The organism is Collinsella sp. CLA-JM-H32B, from assembly GCF_040098065.1.
Lineage (GTDB): Bacteria > Actinomycetota > Coriobacteriia > Coriobacteriales > Coriobacteriaceae > Collinsella.
Map to the genome: position 1 here is coordinate 1 of NZ_JBBNNA010000010.1, position 21,016 is coordinate 21,016.

14 protein-coding genes, 1 tRNA gene and 1 pseudogene are annotated in these 21,016 nt (G+C 60.3%); 3 read left to right on the plus strand and 13 right to left on the minus strand.

All coding sequences use genetic code 11. The features are described from left to right. The 11 genes and pseudogenes from AAA138_RS06540 to AAA138_RS06590 form a co-directional block, all read right to left on the minus strand. A pseudogene (locus AAA138_RS06540) lies at nt 1–143 on the minus strand (segregation/condensation protein A); the annotation flags it as partial. A gap of 663 nt (nt 144–806) precedes the next feature. Continuing rightward, on the minus strand, nt 807–1,721 hold the full coding sequence (locus AAA138_RS06545) for a toll/interleukin-1 receptor domain-containing protein (protein WP_349090086.1): 915 nt from the start codon (nt 1,719–1,721) through the stop codon (nt 807–809). 33 nt (nt 1,722–1,754) lie between these two features. Beyond that, nucleotides 1,755–3,524, minus strand: a complete 1,770-nt coding sequence (locus AAA138_RS06550) for a DUF262 domain-containing protein (RefSeq protein ID WP_349090087.1) — start codon at nt 3,522–3,524, stop codon at nt 1,755–1,757. Continuing rightward, nucleotides 3,524–6,352 carry a DNA methyltransferase gene (locus AAA138_RS06555; RefSeq protein WP_349090088.1) on the minus strand — a complete coding sequence of 943 codons (2,829 nt, stop codon included), beginning with the start codon at nt 6,350–6,352 and terminating at the stop codon, nt 3,524–3,526. Before AAA138_RS06555 ends, AAA138_RS06550 begins: the two co-directional genes overlap by 1 nt. 395 nt (nt 6,353–6,747) lie before the next feature. Beyond that, nucleotides 6,748–6,823 (minus strand) — tRNA-Arg (locus AAA138_RS06560). Nucleotides 6,824–6,958: 135 nt separating this feature from the next. Then, nucleotides 6,959–7,357 carry a DUF956 family protein gene (locus AAA138_RS06565; RefSeq protein ID WP_055250787.1) on the minus strand — a complete coding sequence of 133 codons (399 nt, stop codon included), beginning with the start codon at nt 7,355–7,357 and terminating at the stop codon, nt 6,959–6,961. Nucleotides 7,358–7,477: 120 nt separating this feature from the next. Continuing rightward, nucleotides 7,478–8,398, minus strand: coding sequence for a PTS system mannose/fructose/sorbose family transporter subunit IID (locus tag AAA138_RS06570; protein ID WP_035136639.1), 921 nt, complete (start codon nt 8,396–8,398; stop codon nt 7,478–7,480). Between the two features lie 16 nt (nt 8,399–8,414). Beyond that, the gene (locus tag AAA138_RS06575; protein WP_195445880.1) at nt 8,415–9,233 is read right to left on the minus strand and encodes a PTS mannose/fructose/sorbose transporter subunit IIC; all 819 of its coding nucleotides are present in this window, start codon (nt 9,231–9,233) and stop codon (nt 8,415–8,417) included. A gap of 18 nt (nt 9,234–9,251) precedes the next feature. After that, nucleotides 9,252–10,241 (minus strand): PTS sugar transporter subunit IIB, encoded by a 990-nt coding sequence (locus AAA138_RS06580; RefSeq protein ID WP_055250789.1) that lies wholly within the window; start codon nt 10,239–10,241, stop codon nt 9,252–9,254. A gap of 403 nt (nt 10,242–10,644) precedes the next feature. Next, nucleotides 10,645–11,073 carry a hydrogenase maturation nickel metallochaperone HypA gene (locus AAA138_RS06585; RefSeq protein WP_349090089.1) on the minus strand — a complete coding sequence of 143 codons (429 nt, stop codon included), beginning with the start codon at nt 11,071–11,073 and terminating at the stop codon, nt 10,645–10,647. Nucleotides 11,074–11,169: 96 nt separating this feature from the next. Next, complete coding sequence (locus AAA138_RS06590; protein ID WP_349090090.1) at nt 11,170–13,947, minus strand: FAD-dependent oxidoreductase; 2,778 nt, start codon at nt 13,945–13,947, stop codon at nt 11,170–11,172. Between the two features lie 187 nt (nt 13,948–14,134). Between AAA138_RS06590 and AAA138_RS06595 the strand changes: the two genes are divergently transcribed. The 3 genes from AAA138_RS06595 to AAA138_RS06605 all read left to right on the plus strand — a co-directional run bounded on the left by AAA138_RS06595 (nt 14,135) and on the right by AAA138_RS06605 (nt 17,618). Further along, nucleotides 14,135–14,797, plus strand: coding sequence for a TetR/AcrR family transcriptional regulator (locus AAA138_RS06595; RefSeq protein WP_195521127.1), 663 nt, complete (start codon nt 14,135–14,137; stop codon nt 14,795–14,797). A 63-nt stretch (nt 14,798–14,860) separates the two neighbouring features. After that, nucleotides 14,861–15,868 (plus strand): DUF5692 family protein, encoded by a 1,008-nt coding sequence (locus AAA138_RS06600; protein ID WP_195544659.1) that lies wholly within the window; start codon nt 14,861–14,863, stop codon nt 15,866–15,868. Between the two features lie 247 nt (nt 15,869–16,115). After that, complete coding sequence (locus AAA138_RS06605) at nt 16,116–17,618, plus strand: hypothetical protein (RefSeq protein WP_349090092.1); 1,503 nt, start codon at nt 16,116–16,118, stop codon at nt 17,616–17,618. A 132-nt stretch (nt 17,619–17,750) separates the two neighbouring features. Here the strand turns inward: AAA138_RS06605 and AAA138_RS06610 are convergent, their stop codons facing one another. Together AAA138_RS06610 and clpB are read right to left on the minus strand one after the other, a co-directional pair. Further along, a complete protein-coding gene (locus AAA138_RS06610) occupies nt 17,751–17,945 on the minus strand; it encodes a hypothetical protein (protein WP_349090093.1) in 195 nt (64 codons plus the stop codon). Nucleotides 17,946–18,078: 133 nt separating this feature from the next. Then, nucleotides 18,079–20,706 carry an ATP-dependent chaperone ClpB gene (clpB, locus tag AAA138_RS06615; RefSeq protein ID WP_349090094.1) on the minus strand — a complete coding sequence of 876 codons (2,628 nt, stop codon included), beginning with the start codon at nt 20,704–20,706 and terminating at the stop codon, nt 18,079–18,081. Between the last annotated feature and the right edge of the window lie 310 nt (nt 20,707–21,016).

Consider the following 21,016-nt stretch of genomic DNA (forward strand, 5'->3'; position numbering starts at 1 on the left):
ACCAGCGAGGCGGCCTTGATGTCCAAAAGGGTTGCCGCGACCAGCAAAAAGTCGCTCGCCACGTCCAGGTCCAGCGCCTCGATGCGCTCGGCCTCGGCCAGGTATTGCTCGGAGAGGGCTGCCGACAGCGAGGACGATTTTATCAGAGTGGTTGGCCCTCTCCGATTAATTCACGCTCCTCACCCTCGCTAAGAGTGCGGACATGGCAGAATCGGCGCTAAACGGCAGTGCGCTAGGGCGCCAACGACGAGCTTTCCAAAACCAGCAAGGCTTGTCGCCGTTGCGGTACCGGGCTCGACAAATCTCTGGTGCCCCCGGCGGATTCGAACCCCCCCCCCGCGGGGAAATTGGTGACGCGGGTGTCGACGGCCCGAATTGGCCGAGCGCGACATGACCCACAAGGGACAGACCGAGCGCTTGGAGAGCGCCCGCGTGCGCGTCGCGGTTGCCCGCCGGGAGCGAGCCGGTTGGCCAGGCAACGCGAGCCCAGGCAGGTGAGCGCCGGTTGAGCCGACGCCAAGAAGACGCGATCGATGGGGAGCGTCGCACGACGGCGCTCGGCGACCCGGCGCGAGAGGCCCCGCCCGGCGACAACGGCGGAGCGATGGCGACTACTGGAAGCCATCGAGCGAAGCCGTTCGGCGGGCGGGGCCGGCGTGAGCGGAGGCGGACGAAACGCGACCCTGGGGAGCGTTGCCGGGGAGCCGCAGCGAGAGCGACACCATGTGTCGCGGGGGTCCCGCCCATAAGCGGGACCCATCGGCCTCAAGGCCAATTGTTATGGCGGTCCTACGATGGAAGCCGGTCTAGAAGTCTATCGTCCCTGCAACGTCCTCGACGTTCTTCCGATAGGCTGACCGAGCAGCCTCTTCGCGAGCTTGGCGTTTCCGTTCCTTCTCAAGATATTCGGCCTCAAGTTTGTTAGCCTCTTCCACGCACAAGACGAGGGTGTCACGGTGATAGTCCCTAACTTCTTCGATGGTGGTCCCATTAAGGATTATTTCGTCGCCGACGACCGATGCGATATGGGGCCTATGCATGGTGGTAAATCTTGGCGGCAAGTCCCAAGACTTCAAGAAGAGTTCGCGCCACAGAGAGCTGGGGCGTCTCGACAATCGGAACGGCACTTCGTACAGGGCACTCCCCCTCGTTCCGTCGTTCCTCGGTTCTCCCACCTCATCGACCACAATACCGACGATTCTGATGGGCTCAGAGCCCTCGCCCTCTTCTTCGCGTTTTTTCGAAGACGTCTGAGCGATGCGGCGCTTGGGCGCAACCGACGGCTTCTTCTTGGCCCCATAAAGGGTCGCAAGCAAATCGTTATAGCCACGAGACTCGACCCCATCGCCCAAGTCGACCGCCAATTTCCCCTTGAGGAAGGTCGGGAGGCTTTCCTCAACGCCCCCTTCCTTTATTACCGGGATAAACTTCCTCTCATTATGCCCAGAGAACAATTCTCCGCTGATGATGTGCCCCTCGTAGCCCACCCCGCCGATTCGTTCATCGGCCTTCTGCTTATATGCTGGGGTGCAGACAATAAGAACATAGTCCGACGACCTAACCGACTGCTCCATGAACTGAGGCAACCGATCGCCAAGCTCAAGGTCATATTGATCCACAATTGCCTCGACACCATCGGCTAGCAGACGGTCTGCCAGCGCCTTAACCCATGCACGATGTTCTTCGCTCTCCCATGCATAGGATATGAAAACCTTCGTCACTTTAGCCCCCAATCGCAGGTTCACAGCGTAAGCCTAAAGCCGCTCGTAGGCTCTCTTCACAAGCTCGCCCATAAGCTGCCTTCGCTTGCTGATGAACTCCTCGTAATCGAGGTCCTCGAACCCAACGGGCAGGGCGTGCTCCTCGCAGTTGCGGCGATACTCGTCCTCCCCCAGCGCGGCGCGATACCTCCTGACGTACTCGCTCGGCGCGTCATCCGAGATGTAGATGTTGTTCTGGTAGTCAACGAGGGTGAAGTTACCTCGGTTGCTGCGCTGCGAAAGGTAGCCCTTGGCCTTCAGGTAGTTATCTGGGAACAGATGGTGCTTGTCCAGGGCCTTCTTGGAGCCCGACGAACCGGTAAGCAGCAGCTGAGAAAGAGGGGCCGTGCTGAACAGTGCCTTGGCACCGAGCACGACCTGAGCCGCGACGAAGCCCCACCAGGTCGGACCCGTCGCCTCGTTTGCGTCGAGGGAGCTTGGCAGCGTGATGGAGAAATAATCGTCCGTCATGATGGCGGCGAGCCTACGGTCGAAGTACGCCCGGAACTCATCGGCGGTCTCAAGGCGCGAGACGTCGTTAAGCTGCTGCTCGAACTCGGATTCGAAGGACCCCACATAGAGCCCCGTTATGGCCGCGGCGAAATACCAGCGCCGCACGAGCCTGCGCACAGCCAACGGCTCCATACCGAACTCGTAGCGCCCGATAAGGTAAAACGCATAACAGAACATGAGCGCATTGCCCGACCCCACCTGGTCGGAACAGACATAGCCCGCCTCCGCCAGCGTGTTGATGAAGGCATGCCAGTTGTTCAAGTCGAGCACGAGATCGAGGGCGCGACCGAACGTGGCAAAGTTCTCGGCCCGCGTCTCGGGCGTCGTTTCCTTTGTCTTGAGATCTCGCCCGCGAAGAATCTGGTAGGCATAACGCAGGCGCCCCCTCTTGAACCCCACGCCCACCGTGGCGCGGATGATATGCGTCGGCGAGACGGTCATGAGCGGGTTGTACGAGGTGCCCTTTGCGGGCGCATGGCTCATGGCGCAGAACTCCTCTATGCGCTCCCTCATGGCAGGTTCGTAGACCGAAAGCAGGGTCATGATGAAGTCATCCTGCTTAAGCGCCTGCCCTTGCGAGTTCACGCGCACGAAGATGTCCGATACGGTCTCCTCGTCAGCCGATTCGGAAATCTCCAGCGTCGGCAGAAGATAGCGCTCAAGCCCGAGTAATGCGTTGAGCCCGCTCTCGACGGCGTCCTCGCCGCCATCGTCGAGTTCGGGTTCGCCCTTTTTGGCATTCGCCTCGTTAAGGCGCTTGATGAACGCCCTGCGATAGGCGCTCAGCTTGTTGTCGTGGTTCGCCGCGAAGGCCTCGGATACGTCGGGCACATAGCGCGAATCCTTCTCGGTCGAGGCGTCGGCATTCTTGAATGAGCGTGCGATGGGGTCGTAGGCGATCTTCACCGTTCGCTCCCTGAAGTTCTTGTCTCGCACGGGTACGCCGTACAGAGAGCTCAGGAGGGCAGTGAGCCTCTGCTGTCCGTCGATGACAAGGGACTTGGGGACGGCATACACCTTTTGGTTCGAGCCTATGGCAGACCTCTTGCCCGCGTCGTCACTCGGAGAGTCCCACAGCATCACATAGCCGATAGGGTATCCGCGAAGCATGGAATCAAGCAGATCGCGAACCTTTTCATTGCCCCACACGAAAGGCCGTTGCAGATCAGGCAGGCCGATCTTGCCCGTCTGAACGTCCTTCAGGATGTTGCCGACCTCCAGCGATATGGGATTGTAGATAGAGTTGGGCACTATAGTTCACCAACTTTCTCGGCGTAGAGGTTGAAGAGATGGGCGACGATCTTCTCCTCGTCCCCGCCGAAGTCGACGCCATAGGCAGCCTCAACAGCAGCATCGAGCGCCTTATGCGCGGCAATCAGCTCGGGGAAGAACGTCTCGTTCTTGGGATCGTACATGTCCGCGAGCGTCGCACCCTCCTGGACGTCTCGGGCGTCGAGCACGGCCTGGGCGCAGCGCTCGACTTCCTCGCGTTGCGATTCCGTGGGCTCGGGCCAGACGAAGTTGTTGTAATCAATATTGGCCGAATACTGGTAATCGTCCTTCAATCTTCCGGTTACGACCCTAACCCATGCATTATGGAATTGAGATTGCAGAATGCCATAGTGATAGAGAGAGGCATTAGGTATCAATCTAACCTTGTTGCTGCAAAATACCTCTGGACCAACAAAGCCCATTGGAACACGTTTCCTTCTGCTTGAAGACACCTCTGGGATGATGATGGAACTTCCCTCGGGCATGTTCTCAACGTGAAATCTCGTTGGCTTATCTGCTATTTTCCGGGTTCCAGCGCTTTTACTTGCAAGCCTGTATTCACGAACCTGTTCTACTCTCTTTCTGCACTCAGGAAGCTGCTTTAGATCTGAGAAGGTTGCCTCCCCAAGCCACAGGCACCAGCGGTGATAGCCATGAATGAACTCTTTTGATCCAAGCCATGGATGGAAGAAGCCTTCGGCCTTTGGCTCTTTCTTCAGGAAATCGCCTTTCTCCTCATCGGTAAACAGGTAGAATCCCCCATCAATAGGTTTATTTCCGATGCCCATTTCCGGAACATCACAAATAGGCTTGCTGCGGCTGTAGATGAATACATCAGGGGCGTCTTTCAGATACGCATTGATTCGAGCCGTGGGAATCTGTTCTTCGTCGCTGTCCGGGGTCGCGTGGTAGAAGAGCGTCTTGGTCCCCGACTCGCGGGAGAACCCGACGATGACACAGAACACGTGCGCCTTGTCCGCAGCCTCGTTGTCCCACCTGAACGTGTTGTGCGCGAAGTCGATGTGGATACCCAGGTCATACAGGGGTTTCCAGAGGTTGGCGACCTGCTCGCCCTGACATATCGAGTTGGTCGAGACCAGGGCGCAGCGCGTGCGCTTTCCCTGCGTGAACCTCGCGGCCTTCATGTACCAGGCCCCGCAGTAGTCGATGTTGCCCGCGTTCTTCGCTCCATCGAAGACCTCAAGGAGCTCTGCCTTCTGCTCCTTGGATTGGTTGCGAGCACCCAGGAACGGCGGGTTGCCCACAAGATAAGTAAGGTCATCGGGGAACACCTCGGACCAATCGGTCTTGAGGGCGTTGCCCTCATGGAGGTTGCTGAGGCTCCTGAGCGGCAGGAAGTCGAAGTCATAACCGACGTATATCTCCTGCGTCTTTCGGAGCATCTGCTCCTCGGTGATCCAAAGGGCGGTCTTGGCGACCGAGACGGCGAAATCGTTAATCTCGATGCCATACAGTTGATCGAGAGATACGCGGACTGGGCTGTCCTGCGCAATGACGAGGGACGTCTGACCCGCGTTGCCGGTCTCCTCGCTGAGCTCGTCCTCGATGATTCGGTTCTCGATGGTGCGCAGCTGCCTGTACGCCTCGGTAAGAAAGTTGCCCGAGCCGCACGCGGGGTCACCGATGGTGATGGAGGCAACCTTGTCGTGCAGCCTCGCCAGGGCCTGCTTGCGTTTCGCCGCCGTCCTCTCGCCCTCGGCCTCGTGCAGTTCGTCCCACAGCTCGTCGAGGAAGAGCGGCCTGAGGCAGCGCTCAATGTTCTCGACGCTCGTATAGTGCATGCCCCCGGCGTGGCGCGTCTCGGGGTTCAGCGTGCCCTCGAACACGCCGCCAAAGATGACGCCCGAGATCTCACGCCAATCGAAGTCCTGGGACGCGTCGGTGATTGCCTCGAGAATCTCCGGGGTCATCTGTGGGACGATGATGGAGGAGTCGGCGAACAGCCCACCGTTCACATACGGGAAGGCCGCGAGGTCCTCGTCCATGTACTCGTCCCTCTGCTCTAAGGGCGTGTCGATCGCCTCGAACAGGTCCACCAGCTTGCGGCGGAGCTTGGCAGGGTCACCCTCGCAGTACCTACCGAACGCCTGGTGCGATTGCAGGAGGTCGGCGTCCTCGGCGTAGAGCAGGAAGATGATTCGGGTGATGAGCACGTTGAGCGAGCGCTGCTCCTCCTGCGCGCGCTCGTCCTTCTCCTCGATGTGGTGGTACTGCTTGGCGAGGGCATCGTAGAGCCTGGAGACGTAGGCCCCGGCCTCGATGGAGAGCTGCTGCTCCTTGTGCAGGCGGCTCGTCTCGTTGGAGGTCAGAAAGGAGAGAAGGTACAGGCTGTCCTGGAGCTCTTCGAGGGAGAACTCCTGCACGGTGTCCTCGGGCCGCTCGTTGTCGAGGTCGTAGAGGCGGAAGGTCCCGAAGTTGCACGTCATCACCCAGCGGGGGCGCTCGGAGTACGGCAGGTGCCGCGCGTACCACATGGCCTGCTGGAGCGGCGTCTCCATGCCGCTGTTTCTGGGCTCGGGCTTGTCGAGGTCGATACCCCACGACTTCTGCTCGCACAGGAAGTTGTGGTCGGAGACGAACACGTCGATGCGGCGGCCTCTCACCTTCCGCTCGAAGTCGACGAAGCTGTCTATGGTGTTGGACGGGATGCCCAGGACGTTGATGAGCAGGTCAACCCAGAACTTTTGCGTGTCCTGCTGCTCGTTGTTGGAGCCCGCGGGGATGGCGGCAAGGCGCTTCTGCCACCGCTTGACGAACTCTTTTGCCTCTTTCTTGCTGGCAGGCATACCGGACCTCCTGCGTCGTTGTCACTTTCGGACAATTTTAAGGGGTAAAAGCTCTCTTCCAAGCGGAAGGGCGAGTTTTCGACGGTCCACGGTGTCGCAGGGTCCCAGGCGAAACCCGAAGACGCCGGGGGCTGTTGGAAACTCGCCCATCTCACAGCAACGTCACCCTAGGTTTTCAACGCTTTCCATGGCCGAAGGGCTTCTTATAAGCCCGCAGGCTGTGGAAAGCGTTGAAAACCGGATATTTGGGTGAAATATCGGAGTGAAATATGTAGGCGAGCTGTTTTCATCATAGAACTTTCTTTCACCCATTTTTCACCCCTCTATCGTCTATTTAGCCCTATCTATACAGAAGCAGGTCAGACGATTTATACCGTCTGACCTGCAATTTCTTCTGGTGCCCCCGGTGCGATTCGAACGCACGACACCCGCTTTAGGAGAGCGGTGCTCTATCCCCTGAGCTACGGAGGCATGTTGTACTAGTGTAGCAGATTTACTGCATCGCTATACGTCGCATGACTAGACTTCGAAGTTGCGATGGAATAGTTCCTGCCTAAAGCATCTAAAGCCGTATTTAAGAACTATTTCACCGCAACTTATGGGGAGCTAGTTGCCTTTGTGGAAGAGACCCTTGATAACGGAGGGAATGCTCTTGGCGCCCTTGGCCGTCACATCGATAAAGTCGGGCGAACGCACGAGCTTATTCTCGTCGACGTACTTGCGGACCGCGCGAAGCGTCTCTTTGTCGTCACGCGTCGAAAACGTAAAGTGACCGTTGTCCTTGGTGAAGATGGCAAAACGCGTGATCTTCTTGGTGCCGCGCAAAACCTCGGCGGCAATATAGTCGACCTCGTCCCACGGGATTTGAATATAATCCTCGGGATTGCGCTCGTTATAGTACTCGAACGCCTTATTGCCCACCATCACGTTACCGTGGCTGGTAAGCCCCATCAGGCAGGTTGCCGGCGTTGCCAGATCGACCGTGCTGTTCTGAGATTGCGCCATACGCGCCTCGCCCTCCAATAAAAACAATCGGACCGCATCCAGTGTACCCACCGGGTGCGGTCCGTTTCAATGGCTCAAAAGCCCTTACCTAGCAACTCTCGGTCTTAAGCCGAAGCGTGCTTACATGAAGCCGCAGAAGCGACCGATGATGCCGACGGCGAAGAGAGCCAGGATGATGACGATCGGGCTAACCTTCTTCTTGAGGAGCTTGCAGACCAGCAGGGTCAGGCACACGGCGGCAAGGCCGGGGATGAGCTGATCGAGGTTACCCTGGAGCGTGGTGACCTTCATCTGGTCAAGGGCGGTAGCACCGACGGAGTTGTACATCGTCAGCGCTTCCTTGATACCCTCAGAACCGGAGGGCAGGCTAGCCCAGTCGATAAAGGCGCCAGCAGACTGCTTGACCGTGGAGACGATCGGGGTGAAGGAAATGGACACCCAGCGCTCGACCAGGGCGCCGATGATGAACATACCCAGGATGGAAGCGCCCTCGGTGACCTTGCCCATCAGACCGCCGGAGAGGTCCTTGGCGATAGAGGAGCCGACCTTGTAGCCAAACTCCTGTGTGTACCACAGGAAAGCGTAACGGATGATGTTCCACGCGAAGAAGAACAGCAGCGGACCGACGATGCTGCCGGACATGGCCAGGGAAGCGCCCAGAGCGCCCAGAATCGGGCGAAGGGTGAACCAGAAGACGGGGTCACCGACGCCGGCGAGCGGGCCCATCATACCGACCTTGACGCCCTGGATGGCGACGTCATCGATCGGAGCACCGTTGGCGCGCTCCTCCTCGAGGGCGAGGGTAACGCCAATGACGGGGGCGGAAACATAGGGGTGGGTGTTATAGAACTCCAGGTGGCGCTTAAGAGCGGCAATCTGGTCATCCTTGCTGGTGTAGAGCTTCTTGATCGCAGGGATCATTGCGAAGCACCAGCCGCCGTTCTGCATACGCTCGTAGTTCCACGAGCCCTGAAGGAACTGATGACGGAAGCAAACCTTCTTACGGTCAGCCTTGGTGAGCTGAATCTTGTTCTCTGCCATATGTATCACTCCCCTCCTACTCGTAATCGTTCAGAATGTCGCCGAGCGGGTCGCCGGAGCCACCGCCCATGCCGCCACCCTGCTTGGCCAGATCCTTAAGGCCGAGGTAGATGAGGGCAAGGGAGATGCCGATGAGGCCAAGGGCGATCAGCGTGAGCTGAGGGATGGCAGCAAGGACAAAGCCGAGGATGAAGAACGGCCAGGTCTCCTTGGTGGCCATCATGTTGATGACCATGGCGTAACCGACGGAAGCGACCATGCCGCCGCCGACGGCCATGCCGCCGGACAGCCAGTCGGGCATAGCGTTAAGCGCGTTGGTAACAGCCTCGGCCGGGATAACGCACAGAAGTACTGCCGGGATGGCGATACGAAGGCCCTGCATGAGGATGGCAGCGTACTGCCAGCGCTCGATGCCGGAGAAGTCGCCCTTCTCGGCGCAACCGTCCATGGCGTGAGCGATAGCGGTAGCAATGGTACGGCAGATCATGGTCAGGAACAGACCAGCGACCGACAGCGGGACGGCGACGGCGATGGCCGCGGTAACGGCCTTGGCCGAATCAGTGGCGCCGCCGTTGAGGGCGAGCACCATGATGATCGAAGAAGCGACCGAGGCCAGAGCGGCGTCAGGCGCGACGGCGGCGCCGACGTTAGCCCAGCCAAGGGCCATCATCTGGAGCGAACCGCCCAGGAGGATGCCCTCCTGAAGGTGACCGGTTACGAGACCGATAAGCGTGCATGCCACGAGCGGCTGATGGAACTGGAACTCATCCAGAATGCCTTCCATACCGGCAAGCAACGCGACAATCGCAACAAGCAGAATAGTGATTGCAGACATGTATCGGACCCTCCTTTACTATGCTTGAGCGGCCAGTTCGGCCTTAGCTTTCTTCAACATGGCGTCGAGATCCTCGGAGGCATCCGAAGGAACCTTGCGGACCTCGAACTTGACGCCCTTGGCCTTGAGGGCCTCGAGGGTCTTAACGTCGTCATCGCCCATAGCGACGGCGTTGGTGACGACGACCTTGCCCTTGGAGTGAGCCATGGAACCGATGTTGACTTCCTTGATGTCGACGCCGGCCTCGATGGCCTTGAGCAGATCCTGCGGGTTCTCGAAGAGCAGCATGGCCTTGGTGTCACCAAAGCGCGTGTCCTTGACGACCTCGGCCATCTTCTTGATGGGCACGACGTTGGCATGGACTCCCGGAGGGGCAGCCTGCTCGATCATGGTCTTGCGGAGCTCGTCGTGAGCAACGCCGTCGGAAACCACGATGATGCGGTTGGGGTTGATCTGCTTGGTCCACGTGGTGGCCACCTGACCATGAAGCAGACGGGTGTCGATACGGACGTGGGCGATCTTGATGTGCCCATCGCCGATGACCGTTCCCGGAGGGATGGCGCCTGCAGGAGCAGCGGCGGCCGCAGCCGGCTTCTTCTCCTCGGGCTCCAGAGACTCGGGCTTGACGCGCACGCCAGCCTTAGCCTCAGTCACGAGATGTTTTGCGATCGCATGTGCAGTGTTCTTTGCGTCAAAGCGCTGCGAATATGCCTCGATGAGCATAGGCAGGTTGACACCGGTGACGATAGCCCAGGAATCGTGGCCCTCGATGAGCCCGCTGATCTGGTTGAACGGCGTGCCGCCCCACAGATCAACGAGGAAGAGCACCTGCTCCTGGTCCTCGAAGGAAGCGATTGCTTCCTCGACCTTGGCACGGAAGTCGTCGGGGCCCATGCTCGGCTCGAGCGAGACCACGGCAACAGACGGCTGATCGCCAAAGACCATCGAGCCCGTCTGCTTGATTCCAGCTGCCAAGTCCCCGTGGCTAGCAAGAACAATACTTACCATCACATAACCTCCTTTTTGTCTACGTATTCCCTACACGACATTAAGGAAGTATACCTGTTTAGTTTGTGGAATTATCGCTAAATTTGCAAAAGGTTGCATTATTTGTTTAAACGTCTAGCTTTGTTACAAGTTGATTACGTTGCTGGTTTTTCACTCATTACCCGCCAAGGCGCCGCTCATCAAGCCGCGCATTTTACAGATACAAGCAGGCTGTTCATTAATATCGATTTTAGGCAAGCGTGAATGCGCTTGTACTGCTGCTATTTTGTTTAAACAGACATAACTTGACTATTAGCGTGACTTATGCTCTAGCGCAAGTAGTCATTGGGGACGTTCTTAAACGACTAGTCGTTGGGGACGTTCTTGTTTGACTAGTCGTTTAAGAACGTCCCCAACGACCAAGTTAGGCGATGTGGAGGGGGTTGGCGGCGTCGACGGCGTCGGGAGCGTCGGAAGTACCGTCAGGAGCAGCGTCTGCCGGGTCCTCGTCGGGGGTCTCGATCTGCTTGATCATGACCTCCTGGCCCTGCAGCAGGTATGTCTCGCCGCTACCGCAATGGGGGCAGGTCTTGCCGTGCTCGACCGTCGCGTAGTCGCGGCCGCACGCCTCGCAATGTGTCACGGCCTCGACGGGCTCCACAATAAGCTCCGCATCCTCGGTGATGGACTTTTTATCTGCCGCCCAGCGCCAAGCGTCGAGCAGTAAGTCGGAAACGACGCCCGAGACCTCGCCCAGCAGCAGCGTGACGCTCGAAACGCGACTCACGCCATTGGCGCGCGCCACGTTCTCAACATCGCGAATGATGTGATAAACGATTCCCAATTCGTGCAAGGTAGAAACCTTTCAACAACGGTTGATGCGATGCAAACTCAAAGCAAGGGGACGGCGAAATCTAGTCTGCGCCGTCCCCCTACCGGCCATGGTTACCTATTTACGACCGAACTTGATTTTGATTGCGCGTTTCAAAGCGTACTTACCCAGACTGGGGAGCTTTTGCTCGTATTTGACCATCGTGGAGCACTCGGGGCGGTCGCGATCCAGATGGATGGCGTCGAACGCGCACTTGGTGGTGCACAGGCCGCAGCCGATGCACTTGTTGGGGTCGACGATCGAGGCACCGCAACCCAAGCAGCGGGCGGTCTCGGCGCGCACCTGCTCTTCGGTAAAGGTCTCGACGTACTCGCTAAACGGCGCGGCCTTCTCGCGCTCGCGGTCCACGTGGGCAACCTCGCGGCTCGCGTTGTCGTAGCTCTCGATCACGACATCGTCGCGGTCGAGCGCGGTGTAGCGGCGCTGGTTGCGGCCGATGGTGAGCGTGGAGCCCGGCTGCACAAAGCGATGGATGGACACGGCGGCCTCGTGGCCGGCGGCGATGGCATCGATGGCAAAGCTCGGACCGGTGTAGACGTCGCCTCCCACAAAGATGTCGGGCTCAGCGGTCTGATAGGTCTGGGGATCGGCAAGGGCACCCTGGCCGCGGCCAAGCTCCACCTTGGAGCCAGCCAGCAGGTCGCCCCACACAATGGACTGGCCAATCGACATGACGACGCGGTCGGCATCGACACGGCGCAGATCGTTCTCGTCGTACTCGGGCGCAAAACGGCCCTCGTCGTCAAAGACACGCGTGCAGCGCTTGAAGGTGATACCGCACACACGGCCGGTCTCGTCCAGATGGACCTCCTTGGGGCCCCAGCCGCAGCTGATGTGCGCGCCGTCCTCGATGGCCTCGCGACGCTCTTCCTCGCTGGCGGGCATCTGGGCCTCGCTCTCCAGGCAGAACATCTCAACATGCTCGGAGCCCAGACGGCAGGCGTTGCGGGTCACGTCGATAGCCACGTTGCCGCCGCCCACTACGATGGTGCGGCCGGGTAGCGCGTCGATCTTGCCGCTGTTGACCTCGCGCAAGAAGTCGACGGCCACGGTCATGTCCTCGGCATCCTCGCCCGGAATACCGGCAAGGCGGCCGCCCTGGCAGCCGATGGCAACATAAAAGGCCTTAAAACCCTGCTCGCGCAGCTCATCGAGCGTCACATCGCGACCGACCTCCACGCCATAGCGGAACTCGGCACCCATCAGGCGAATGATCTCGACCTCGGCCTCGATAACGTCCTTCTCCAGCTTAAAGCTGGGAATACCGTAGGTGAGCATGCCGCCCGGACGCTCGTTCTTCTCGAACACGACGGGCTTATAGCCCTTCTCGGCCAGATAAAAAGCGCAGGACAGACCGGCCGGGCCGGCACCGATGATGGCGATCTTCTGGTCGAAGCCGCCGGCACGCGTCGGCGTCACCACGGGCGGGACATAGCGGGTCGCGGCGTCCAGATCGCGCTGGGCGATAAACTTCTTGACCTCGTCGATGGCCACGGCGGCGTCCACACGGCCGCGGGTGCAGGCATCCTCACAGCGGCGGTTGCACACACGGCCGCAGATAGCGGGCAGCGGGTTCTCGCGCTTAATGAGTGCTAGGGCCTCGTCATAGCGACCCTGCGCCGCGAGCTTCAAATAACCCTGAACGGCAACATGCGCGGGGCAGGCCGTCTTGCAGGGCGCGGTGCCGGACTTGTGCGTCTCGATGCGGTTGTCGTTGCGGTAGTTGGGCGACCACTTGGTGTGGTCCCACTTGGTGGCATCGGGCAGCTCCTGGCGCGGATACTCGGGGACCCGTCCGCCCGCCTTTTTGCTGCAGAGCTTCTGGCCCAGCTTGGCGGCGCCGGCCGGACACACCTCAACGCAGCGACCGCAGGCAACGCACTTGTCCTTCTCGACCTTGGCGACATAGGCCGAGCGCGACAGGTTGGGCGTGTTGAATAGCTGCGAGGTGCGCAGGGCGTAGCACACGTTGACGTTACAGTTGCAGATGGCGAAGATCTTGTTCTCGCCGTCGATGTTGGTGATCTGGTGCACAAAGCCGTTGTCCTCGGCCTGGCGCAGGATGTCGTAAACCTCGTCGCGGGTCACGTAATGGCCACGATCGGTCTCGACCACGTAGTCGGCCATATCGCCCACGGCGATGCACCAATCGGCCGGGTCGTCGGCGCAGCCCTCACCCATCACGCGACGGCTCGCGCGACAGCTGCAGGTGCTGGCGGCATACTTACCCTCGTATTTGTCGAGCCAGTGCTCAATATGCTCAATCGGCACCGAGGTGCTTGCGGCATCGATGGCCTTCTCGACCGGAATGACGTGCATGCCGATACCGGCACCTCCGGGCGGCACCATCGGCGTGGCCTTGGACAGCGGGCCCTTGGATGCCTGTTCAAAGAACTTGGCGTAGACCGGGTGCTCCTCGAGCTGGCTCACGCGCATGTTGAGAAACTCGGCGGAACCCGGCACCAGCATGGGCAACACCCATTGCTTGGCGCGCTCGGGATTTTCCCAGTTGTACTCGAGCAGGCCCGTGTAGCTCATATAGTCGAGCATCTTCTCGATCTGGGCCTCGGGCATGCCGGTGAGCTTGACCATCTCGGGCAGCGTGTAGGGACGGCGCATCTTCATCTTGCAGAGTACCTCGGCCTGCTCGTCAGTCGCGGCCTCGGCAAACGACCAGTACTCGTAGCCCAGCAGCTCGTCGCGATGCAGCAGGCGGTTAGTGCAGTGCTCGCACAGTTTGACGATGGCCTCGCGCGGATGCTCCGGCAGCGGCGGCACAAACTCCGCACCGATATCGGGCTCGGTGTAGCTAATCCCCGGTCCGTTGAGAATCATAGTCGTCCCTTCTCTTGCCGCAACCTGGCAGGCACGCAGCGCCCCTCTTTTTACGGGCTCGACATGCCCCCACGCCGTTCACCCGTTATTGTTGACATTGTGTCAAAAACAGTATTGACGAACCGTCAACAATATTCAAGACTGTTAGGTGAACGGTCAGGCAAAAGAGGATGAAAGGCGGCAAAACATGGGCAACAACACAGCAGATACCTCTGTGGCCGATGCCGTCCCCGCGCCCGACAGCACGGCCAAACGTCTGACGGGCGACGAACGCCGTCGCGAGATCCTCGCCGCCGTGCGCACCGTGAGTTCCGAGCTGGGTGTGTCGCATCTATCTGTCTCGGCCGTGACCAAACGCGCCGGCTGCACGCGCTCATTGTTCTACCACTACTTTGCCGATATGGACGCCGCCGTCACCGCTGTCATGGACGAGGCAATCGACGGTTTTATCGCCGAGCTCGAGCAGTGGAATGCCAGCCGCATCGCCGGTGATATCGAGGGCGCACTCGACACCGTCGCCCCGCTCTTCAAGCGCCTGGTCGTCAGCGGCCACGAGCTGCCGAGTACGCTCACCTCAAGCAGCGGCGCGCTCTACGGCGGCTTTTTGCACAACGTGGTCCAGCGCGTGGCGCAGTATATCTGCGACACCACCGTGGTGGATTTTGTCGCCCATCATGAGCTACGCATCGACCATGTCTACGAGACGTTCTACACCCTCATCATGGGGTTGTTGATGTATATCCGCACGCACCCCGATGTGCCCGACGAGACGGTCAAGGAAATCATCGCCTCGACACTCCACATCGAGGGCTATACCGCCAAGTATCCGGAGCGCAAGCCCCAGAACTGACGACATTTGGCCAAACTGCCCGCGATCGGAAGAGGGGCCGCGGGCGTGTGAAAGGAGAGCAGCATGCTGTTCGATGTTTGGGGTAGCGATACCCTTATCCACTGGGCCGGCTGGGCCATGGTCTTTATTGGCCTCATCGTGCTCAACGAGGTCGGCCGCCGCACTAAGCTGGGCGCGGCAATCATCTTTGGCGTGGCTCCGCTGGCCATGACCATCTACTGCGTCGCCATCGCCATCGGCGTTTCGCAGGGCGCCGAGTGGGCGCTCACCAACCCCACCCATGTGTACCAGAACAGCTGGTTCCACTACGCCAAGGTATACGCGGCGCTGGCCGGCTGCTGGGGCTTCATTGCCATTAAGTATCAGTGGGGCAAGATCGGCAAGGCGCATTGGTTCCGCGCATGGCCGTTTGTGATCGTCGCCATCAACATCATGATCGCCGTCGTGTCCGACTTCGAGAGCGCCTATCACTTCTTTGTCCTGGGCGAGTCCACCTGGGTCACCTCCGAAGGTGCTACGCAGCTGGCCGGCTGGAACAACGTGTTCAACGGCATCGCCGGTATCATCAACATCTTCTGCATGACCGGTTGGTGGAGCGTCTACGCCTCCGAGGATCAGACCGATATGCTGTGGCCCGACATGACCTGGGTCTACATCATCGCCTACGATATCTGGAACTTCTGCTACACCTACAACTGCCTGCCCACCCACTCCTGGTTCTGCGGCTTTGCGCTGCTGCTGGCGCCCACCGTCGCCGCCTTTATCTGGAACAAGGGCGGCTGGATCCAGAACCGCGCCTTTACGCTGGCCATTTGGTGCATGTTTGCCCAGGTGTTCCCGTACTTCCAGGAGGAGTCCATCTTTGTGACCCACTCCACGCTCGACCCCGGCGCCGCCACCGCGGTCTCGATCGCCGCACTGGTCGCCAATGTCGCCGCGATCATCTACATCGCCTACCGCGCCAAGAAGCTCGGCCGCAATCCCTACAAGCAGGATGTCTTTGAGGGCACCAGCGATTGGGAGAAGGCTACCGCTCGCCGCGCCAAGGTTGATTACGCGCACGCCGAGTAACACCGAGTAACATGTTGGTCGCTGTTGGCACTTGGGCATAGGCCCGCCCGCCAGGATTTTCAATCCAATGTCTCGCAGAGCCCCCGGAAAGCGTTTCGCTCGCTTTTCGGGGGCTTTTGTCGTCGCGCCTCTATTCATCTATTCAAAAACATGCGCATATTTAAAATCGGATTTCAAATCATGCGGCGGCTCTATGGGGTCCCGTTTTTGGGTACAGTGTTGTCCCGATATTGAGCTTGGGGGATATATGAAAGATGAGACGATGGACCAAGAGGATGCGGCCCAAGATGCAGAAGCGTGCGCCGAGGCCCTGGAGAGCCTAGACCAGATCGCGTTGGCCGAGATTGCGTTTGACGATTCGAGCGTCGATGCGCAGGATGAGCCGGAAATCGAGGCGCAGCCCGATGATCAGGATGCAAAAGACGATGGCGCCGCGCCCACCGAAGACGAGGCGGGGCACGAGGAATCCGAATGTGAGGCCGACGACCAGACCGAATCCGATACGAGCGAGGAAACCATCTTGCTCGACAGCTTGCCGGCCGAGGATTCGCTGACCCGCGAGCTCCCCGGCCTAGGCTCTGCTCCTGTCGTCGATGAGACCATCGCCATGGGCGATATTCCCCTGCCGTCCGTTCCCTCGGCACGCGAAGCCGAGGTCCGCCATCGCAAGATGTCGCCAAAGCGCCGCAATCTGATGGTCGCCGGCGTCGTGGCCGTCGCGCTTGTCGCCGGCGGTGCAGGCTATGCTGCCTGGAACGGATATCAACAAGAGCAGGCTGCCGCTGTCGCCGCCAATGCCCACACGATGATGTCGGTGCAGATTGGCGTGCATGCCGCGGGCCTCGACTGCTCAACTGGCTCCAAGATTCCCGTGCAGGTGAGCGGGCAGGATTCCGACGGTTCTTCCGTGAGCGAAACGCTCTATGTTGACGAGCACGGTCGCGGCGTTAAGCTGCTGCCCGGCGATTACACGCTCTCCATTGCCGCCTCCCCCATCGCGGCCGACGGCACCATCTACACCGTCCCGACCACCAAGGCGCAGGTCGCCATTAAGAGCGATGGGCAGGATTTGAGTGCCCAGGCCACCTTTAAGCTCGAGGTGCCTTCGGCCGACACGGTGACCGACGACCAGATCGATGCCGCCGCCAAGTATGCCGAGGAAGGCGGGGTGAATTCCGCCGCGGTCGCAAAGGTACTCCAGCAGGCGGCAACCGCGCGACGCGACGCCGCGACCAACGCCGTGAGCTCCCGCAAGGCGCAGGCGGCCCGCGACGCCGATGCTCGACATAAGGCAACGGACCTGTATCAGCTCGATATTCCCGTTGAGTGGTACGGCAAAGTCGCGACTTGGCAAAACGGCAGCACGCTGTGCATATATCTTGCCGGCGACACGAACACGCCGCTTGTGACGCTTGTCACGGTGCGCGACGGCGAGAGCTTTACGCCCGATGAGGGCGACGCGGTTTTGGGTGCGGCAAACCTCGGCAACGGCTACACCGTCTACGCCAGCGGCCCCGTTTATCCGTATGTGGTGCCCCAGACCATCAACGGACGCACGCAAGACCCCGTGTCGACCTACCCCATGGACACTGCAGTTGAGCTTGTCGAACTTACGACCGGCAACCGCTATACCTATAGCCAGATCAAAAAAGTGCTGGTCGGCAAAGACGGCAAAGCCGGCGCCGCGACCAAACTCGAGACCGACTACCTCGCCCAGATTCTCCTGCCGAGCATCAAGGCCCAGGACTAGCCGGCCCGAAGACAGCCGCCCAACACCCACACCCCTAACGCAGTTGCGGTGAAATAGGGACTGTTTTTGCTGGTCAAACCGCAAAACAATCCCTATTTCGCCGCAACTTATTGGTGGCCTTTTGGGTGGCACTCAGCGCCACGGGTCGGCTTCGAACATCGGCTCGCGCTCGGGGCGGCGATCGCTGTAGGGATCGTAGCCGTCGTCGTCCTCGTTCTCGGCACGGATGTAGGGGTCGCGCGGCTTGGGCGCCGGCTTAGGCGCAGGCTTGGGTGCGGCGGGTGCGGCATCGGTCGCCGGCGCATTCGTCTTGTTCTTGTCTATCATCTGCATATCTCCTTGCCATGCAATCGTGTTCAATATTATCGATTGTCGCACGAAAAAGGGCGGCGGACCCAATTGAATCCGCCGCCCTTGGCGTTTAGAGACGGCCGGCAGATTTTAAGGCATGGCCCAAAATCTACTCGGCGTCGGGGACCTCGTAGGTGGCCGCCGGCGTGTTATCGCACACGACGGTAAAGCCGCCGTCCTTGTCGGCATCGACCGTCACCTGATCGCCCTCGCGCACCGTGCCGTCGATGATGGCGGCGGCGATGGCGTCCACGACCTCGCGCTGGACCAGGCGCTTGAGCGGACGGGCACCGAACACGGGGTCCAGGCCGCCCACGGCGAGCATCTGCTTGGCCGCCGGGGTGATGGCAAGCGTCATGCGCTCCTTGGCCAGACGCGCGCGGACGTCGGCAAGCTGGATGTCGACGATCTTCTCGATCTGCGCCATGCCGAGCGGATGGAACACCACGATGTCGTCGATACGGTTGAGGAACTCGGGGCGGAAGGTCTGAGCCATGGCGGCGTCGACCTGATGGCGCATCTCCTCCTCGTCCTTGCCCGAAAGCTCGGCGATAGCCTTGGAGCCCACGTTAGACGTCATGATGATAATCGTGTTCTTGAAGGACACCTGGCGACCCTGGCCATCGGTCAGACGGCCGTCGTCGAGCACCTGCAACAGCACGTTAAAGACATCCGGATGGGCCTTCTCCATCTCGTCGAGCAAGATCACGGAGTAGGGACGACGGCGCACGGCCTCGGTGAGCTGGCCGCCCTCGTCGTAACCCACGTATCCCGGGGGCGCACCGATCAGACGCTGGACGCTGAACTTCTCCATGTACTCGGACATGTCGATACGCACGAGCGCGCGCTCGTCGTCGAACAGGCACTCGGCAAGCGCCTTGGCGAGCTCGGTCTTACCCACGCCGGTGGGGCCCAGGAAGAAGAAGCTGCCGATGGGCTTGTCCGGATCGGAGAGACCCGCACGGCTGCGGCGCACGGCCGCGGCAACGGCGGAGACAGCCTCGTCCTGACCGATGACGCGCTTATGCAGCTCGCCCTCCAGGCCCTTCAACTTGTCGAGCTCGCCCTGCATCATCTTGGACACAGGCACGCCGGTCCAGGCGCTCACGACCTCGGCAATCTCATCGGAGGTCACCTGTTCGTTGAGGCCCTCGCCGTCCTGCTGCTTTTGTGCCTCGAGCGCGGCCTCGGAATCCTGAATCTGCTGCTGCAGGCCCGGAATCACGGAGAAGCGCAGCTCGGACGCACGGCCCAGGTCGCCGTTGCGCGTCGCGCGCTCCTCTTCGCTCTTGGCCTCGTCGAGCCGGCCCTTGAGCTCCTGCACGTGGTCGATGGCGTTCTTTTGGTTGAGCCAGCCGGCCTTTTGCACGTTGAGCTTTTCCTGGACCTCGGCGATCTCCTGACGTAGGGCCTCCAGACGCTCCTTGGAGGCGTCATCGGTCTCCTTCATAAGTGCCTGCTCCTCGATCTGCAGCTGGGTGAGCTGACGCGTGGTGGCGTCGATCTCGACCGGCATGCTGTCGAGCTCCATGCGCAGGCGGCTTGCGGCCTCATCGACCAGGTCGATGGCCTTGTCGGGCAGGAAACGGTCGGCGATGTAGCGATCGGAGAGGTCGGCAGCCGCCACGAGCGCGCTATCGGTGATATGCACGCCGTGGAAGATCTCGTACTTCTCCTTGAGGCCACGCAGGATCGAGATGGTGTCCTCGACGGTAGGCTCGGAGACCATCACGGTCTGGAAACGACGCGCGAGCGCCGCGTCCTTCTCGATGTACTTGCGGTACTCGTCAAGCGTGGTCGCGCCGATCGCGTGCAGGTCGCCACGGGCGAGTGCAGGCTTCAGGATGTTGCCGGCGTCCATGGAGCCCTCGGTGGCACCCGCGCCCACGATGGTGTGGAGCTCATCGATGAACAGGATGACCTTGCCCTCGGACTTCTGTACCTCCTTGAGCACGGCCTTCAAGCGGTCCTCGAACTCACCACGGTACTTGGCACCGGCGACCAGCGCGCTCATGTCGAGCTCGATGAGGTCGCGGTCGCGCAGCGTGCTCGGCACGTCGCCGGCCACGATACGCTGGGCGATGCCCTCGACGATGGCCGTCTTGCCGACGCCCGGCTCACCGATGAGCACGGGGTTGTTCTTGGTGCGACGGGACAGGACCTGGATGGTGCGGCGAATCTCATCGGTACGGCCGATGACCGGGTCGAGCTTGCCGGCGCGGGCGAGGTCGCAAATGTTGCGACCGTACTGCTCCAGCGCCTCAAACTGCGTCTTATCCTCGGCAGACGTCACGCGGTCATCACCGCGCAGCTCCTCGTAGACCTGCTCGATGCGCTCCTTGGTGACGCCGGCGTCGCGCAGCACGCGGCCGGCCTCGCCCTTGTCCTCGGCAAGCGCCATCAGCAGATGCTCGGTCACCACAAAGCTGTCGCCCATCTTGGTGGCCTTCTTCTCGGCCTTCTCGATGACGCGGACAAGCTCGTTGGAAAGACCCATCTGCTGGCTCTCGCCGGAAACCTTGGGCGCGTGGTCGATGGCATCCTGTGTGGAGCGTGCGAGCTGAGCCGGGTCGGCACCGATGCGCTCGATAATCACGGAGATATTGCGCTCGCCGGCACCAAGCAGGGCGGACAGCAGGTGAATCGGCTCCACCGCGCCGGCCTGCGCGTCAGCGGCCGTGCTCATGGCGGTCTGCAACGCCTCGCGCGACGTCATTGCTAGCTTATCGATTCTCATGGAATCACCTCTCTTGGGGCGGCCGCCCTACGGGGCGGCTTCACGTTGTTCGAGAAGTATTGTTGCCAGCTTTGCTCGATCTTATACACAAATCTAAGTCTCTATATATAAGATTTTCTGAGTGATTAAGAGATAGGGTACTGAGATGTCAGCCCGCCGCTGCCCAGGCGCACTACCGTCTCGATCTGTAACATCTAGCAGCCATTTTTGATCCTAGATGTTACAGATCGAGATGAAATGCTCAGCGGCGCCCGTTTATCTAAATCTGTAACAACTACTCGGCAAATAGGGCCCTATCTGTTACAGATTG

Bases quoted from the DNA above. Each gene is read 5' to 3' on its own strand.
- AAA138_RS06555 (WP_349090088.1), bottom strand. From the start codon at position 6,352: ATGCCTGCCAGCAAGAAAGAGGCAAAAGAGTTCGTCAAGCGGTGGCAG.
- AAA138_RS06565 (WP_055250787.1), bottom strand. From the start codon at position 7,357: ATGGCGCAATCTCAGAACAGCACGGTCGATCTGGCAACGCCGGCAACC.
- AAA138_RS06570 (WP_035136639.1), bottom strand. From the start codon at position 8,398: ATGGCAGAGAACAAGATTCAGCTCACCAAGGCTGACCGTAAGAAGGTT.
- AAA138_RS06575 (WP_195445880.1), bottom strand. From the start codon at position 9,233: ATGTCTGCAATCACTATTCTGCTTGTTGCGATTGTCGCGTTGCTTGCC.
- AAA138_RS06580 (WP_055250789.1), bottom strand. From the start codon at position 10,241: ATGGTAAGTATTGTTCTTGCTAGCCACGGGGACTTGGCAGCTGGAATC.
- AAA138_RS06590 (WP_349090090.1), bottom strand. From the start codon at position 13,947: ATGATTCTCAACGGACCGGGGATTAGCTACACCGAGCCCGATATCGGT.
- AAA138_RS06595 (WP_195521127.1), top strand. From the start codon at position 14,135: ATGGGCAACAACACAGCAGATACCTCTGTGGCCGATGCCGTCCCCGCG.
- AAA138_RS06600 (WP_195544659.1), top strand. From the start codon at position 14,861: ATGCTGTTCGATGTTTGGGGTAGCGATACCCTTATCCACTGGGCCGGC.
- AAA138_RS06605 (WP_349090092.1), top strand. From the start codon at position 16,116: ATGAAAGATGAGACGATGGACCAAGAGGATGCGGCCCAAGATGCAGAA.
- AAA138_RS06610 (WP_349090093.1), bottom strand. From the start codon at position 17,945: ATGATAGACAAGAACAAGACGAATGCGCCGGCGACCGATGCCGCACCC.
- clpB (WP_349090094.1), bottom strand. From the start codon at position 20,706: ATGAGAATCGATAAGCTAGCAATGACGTCGCGCGAGGCGTTGCAGACC.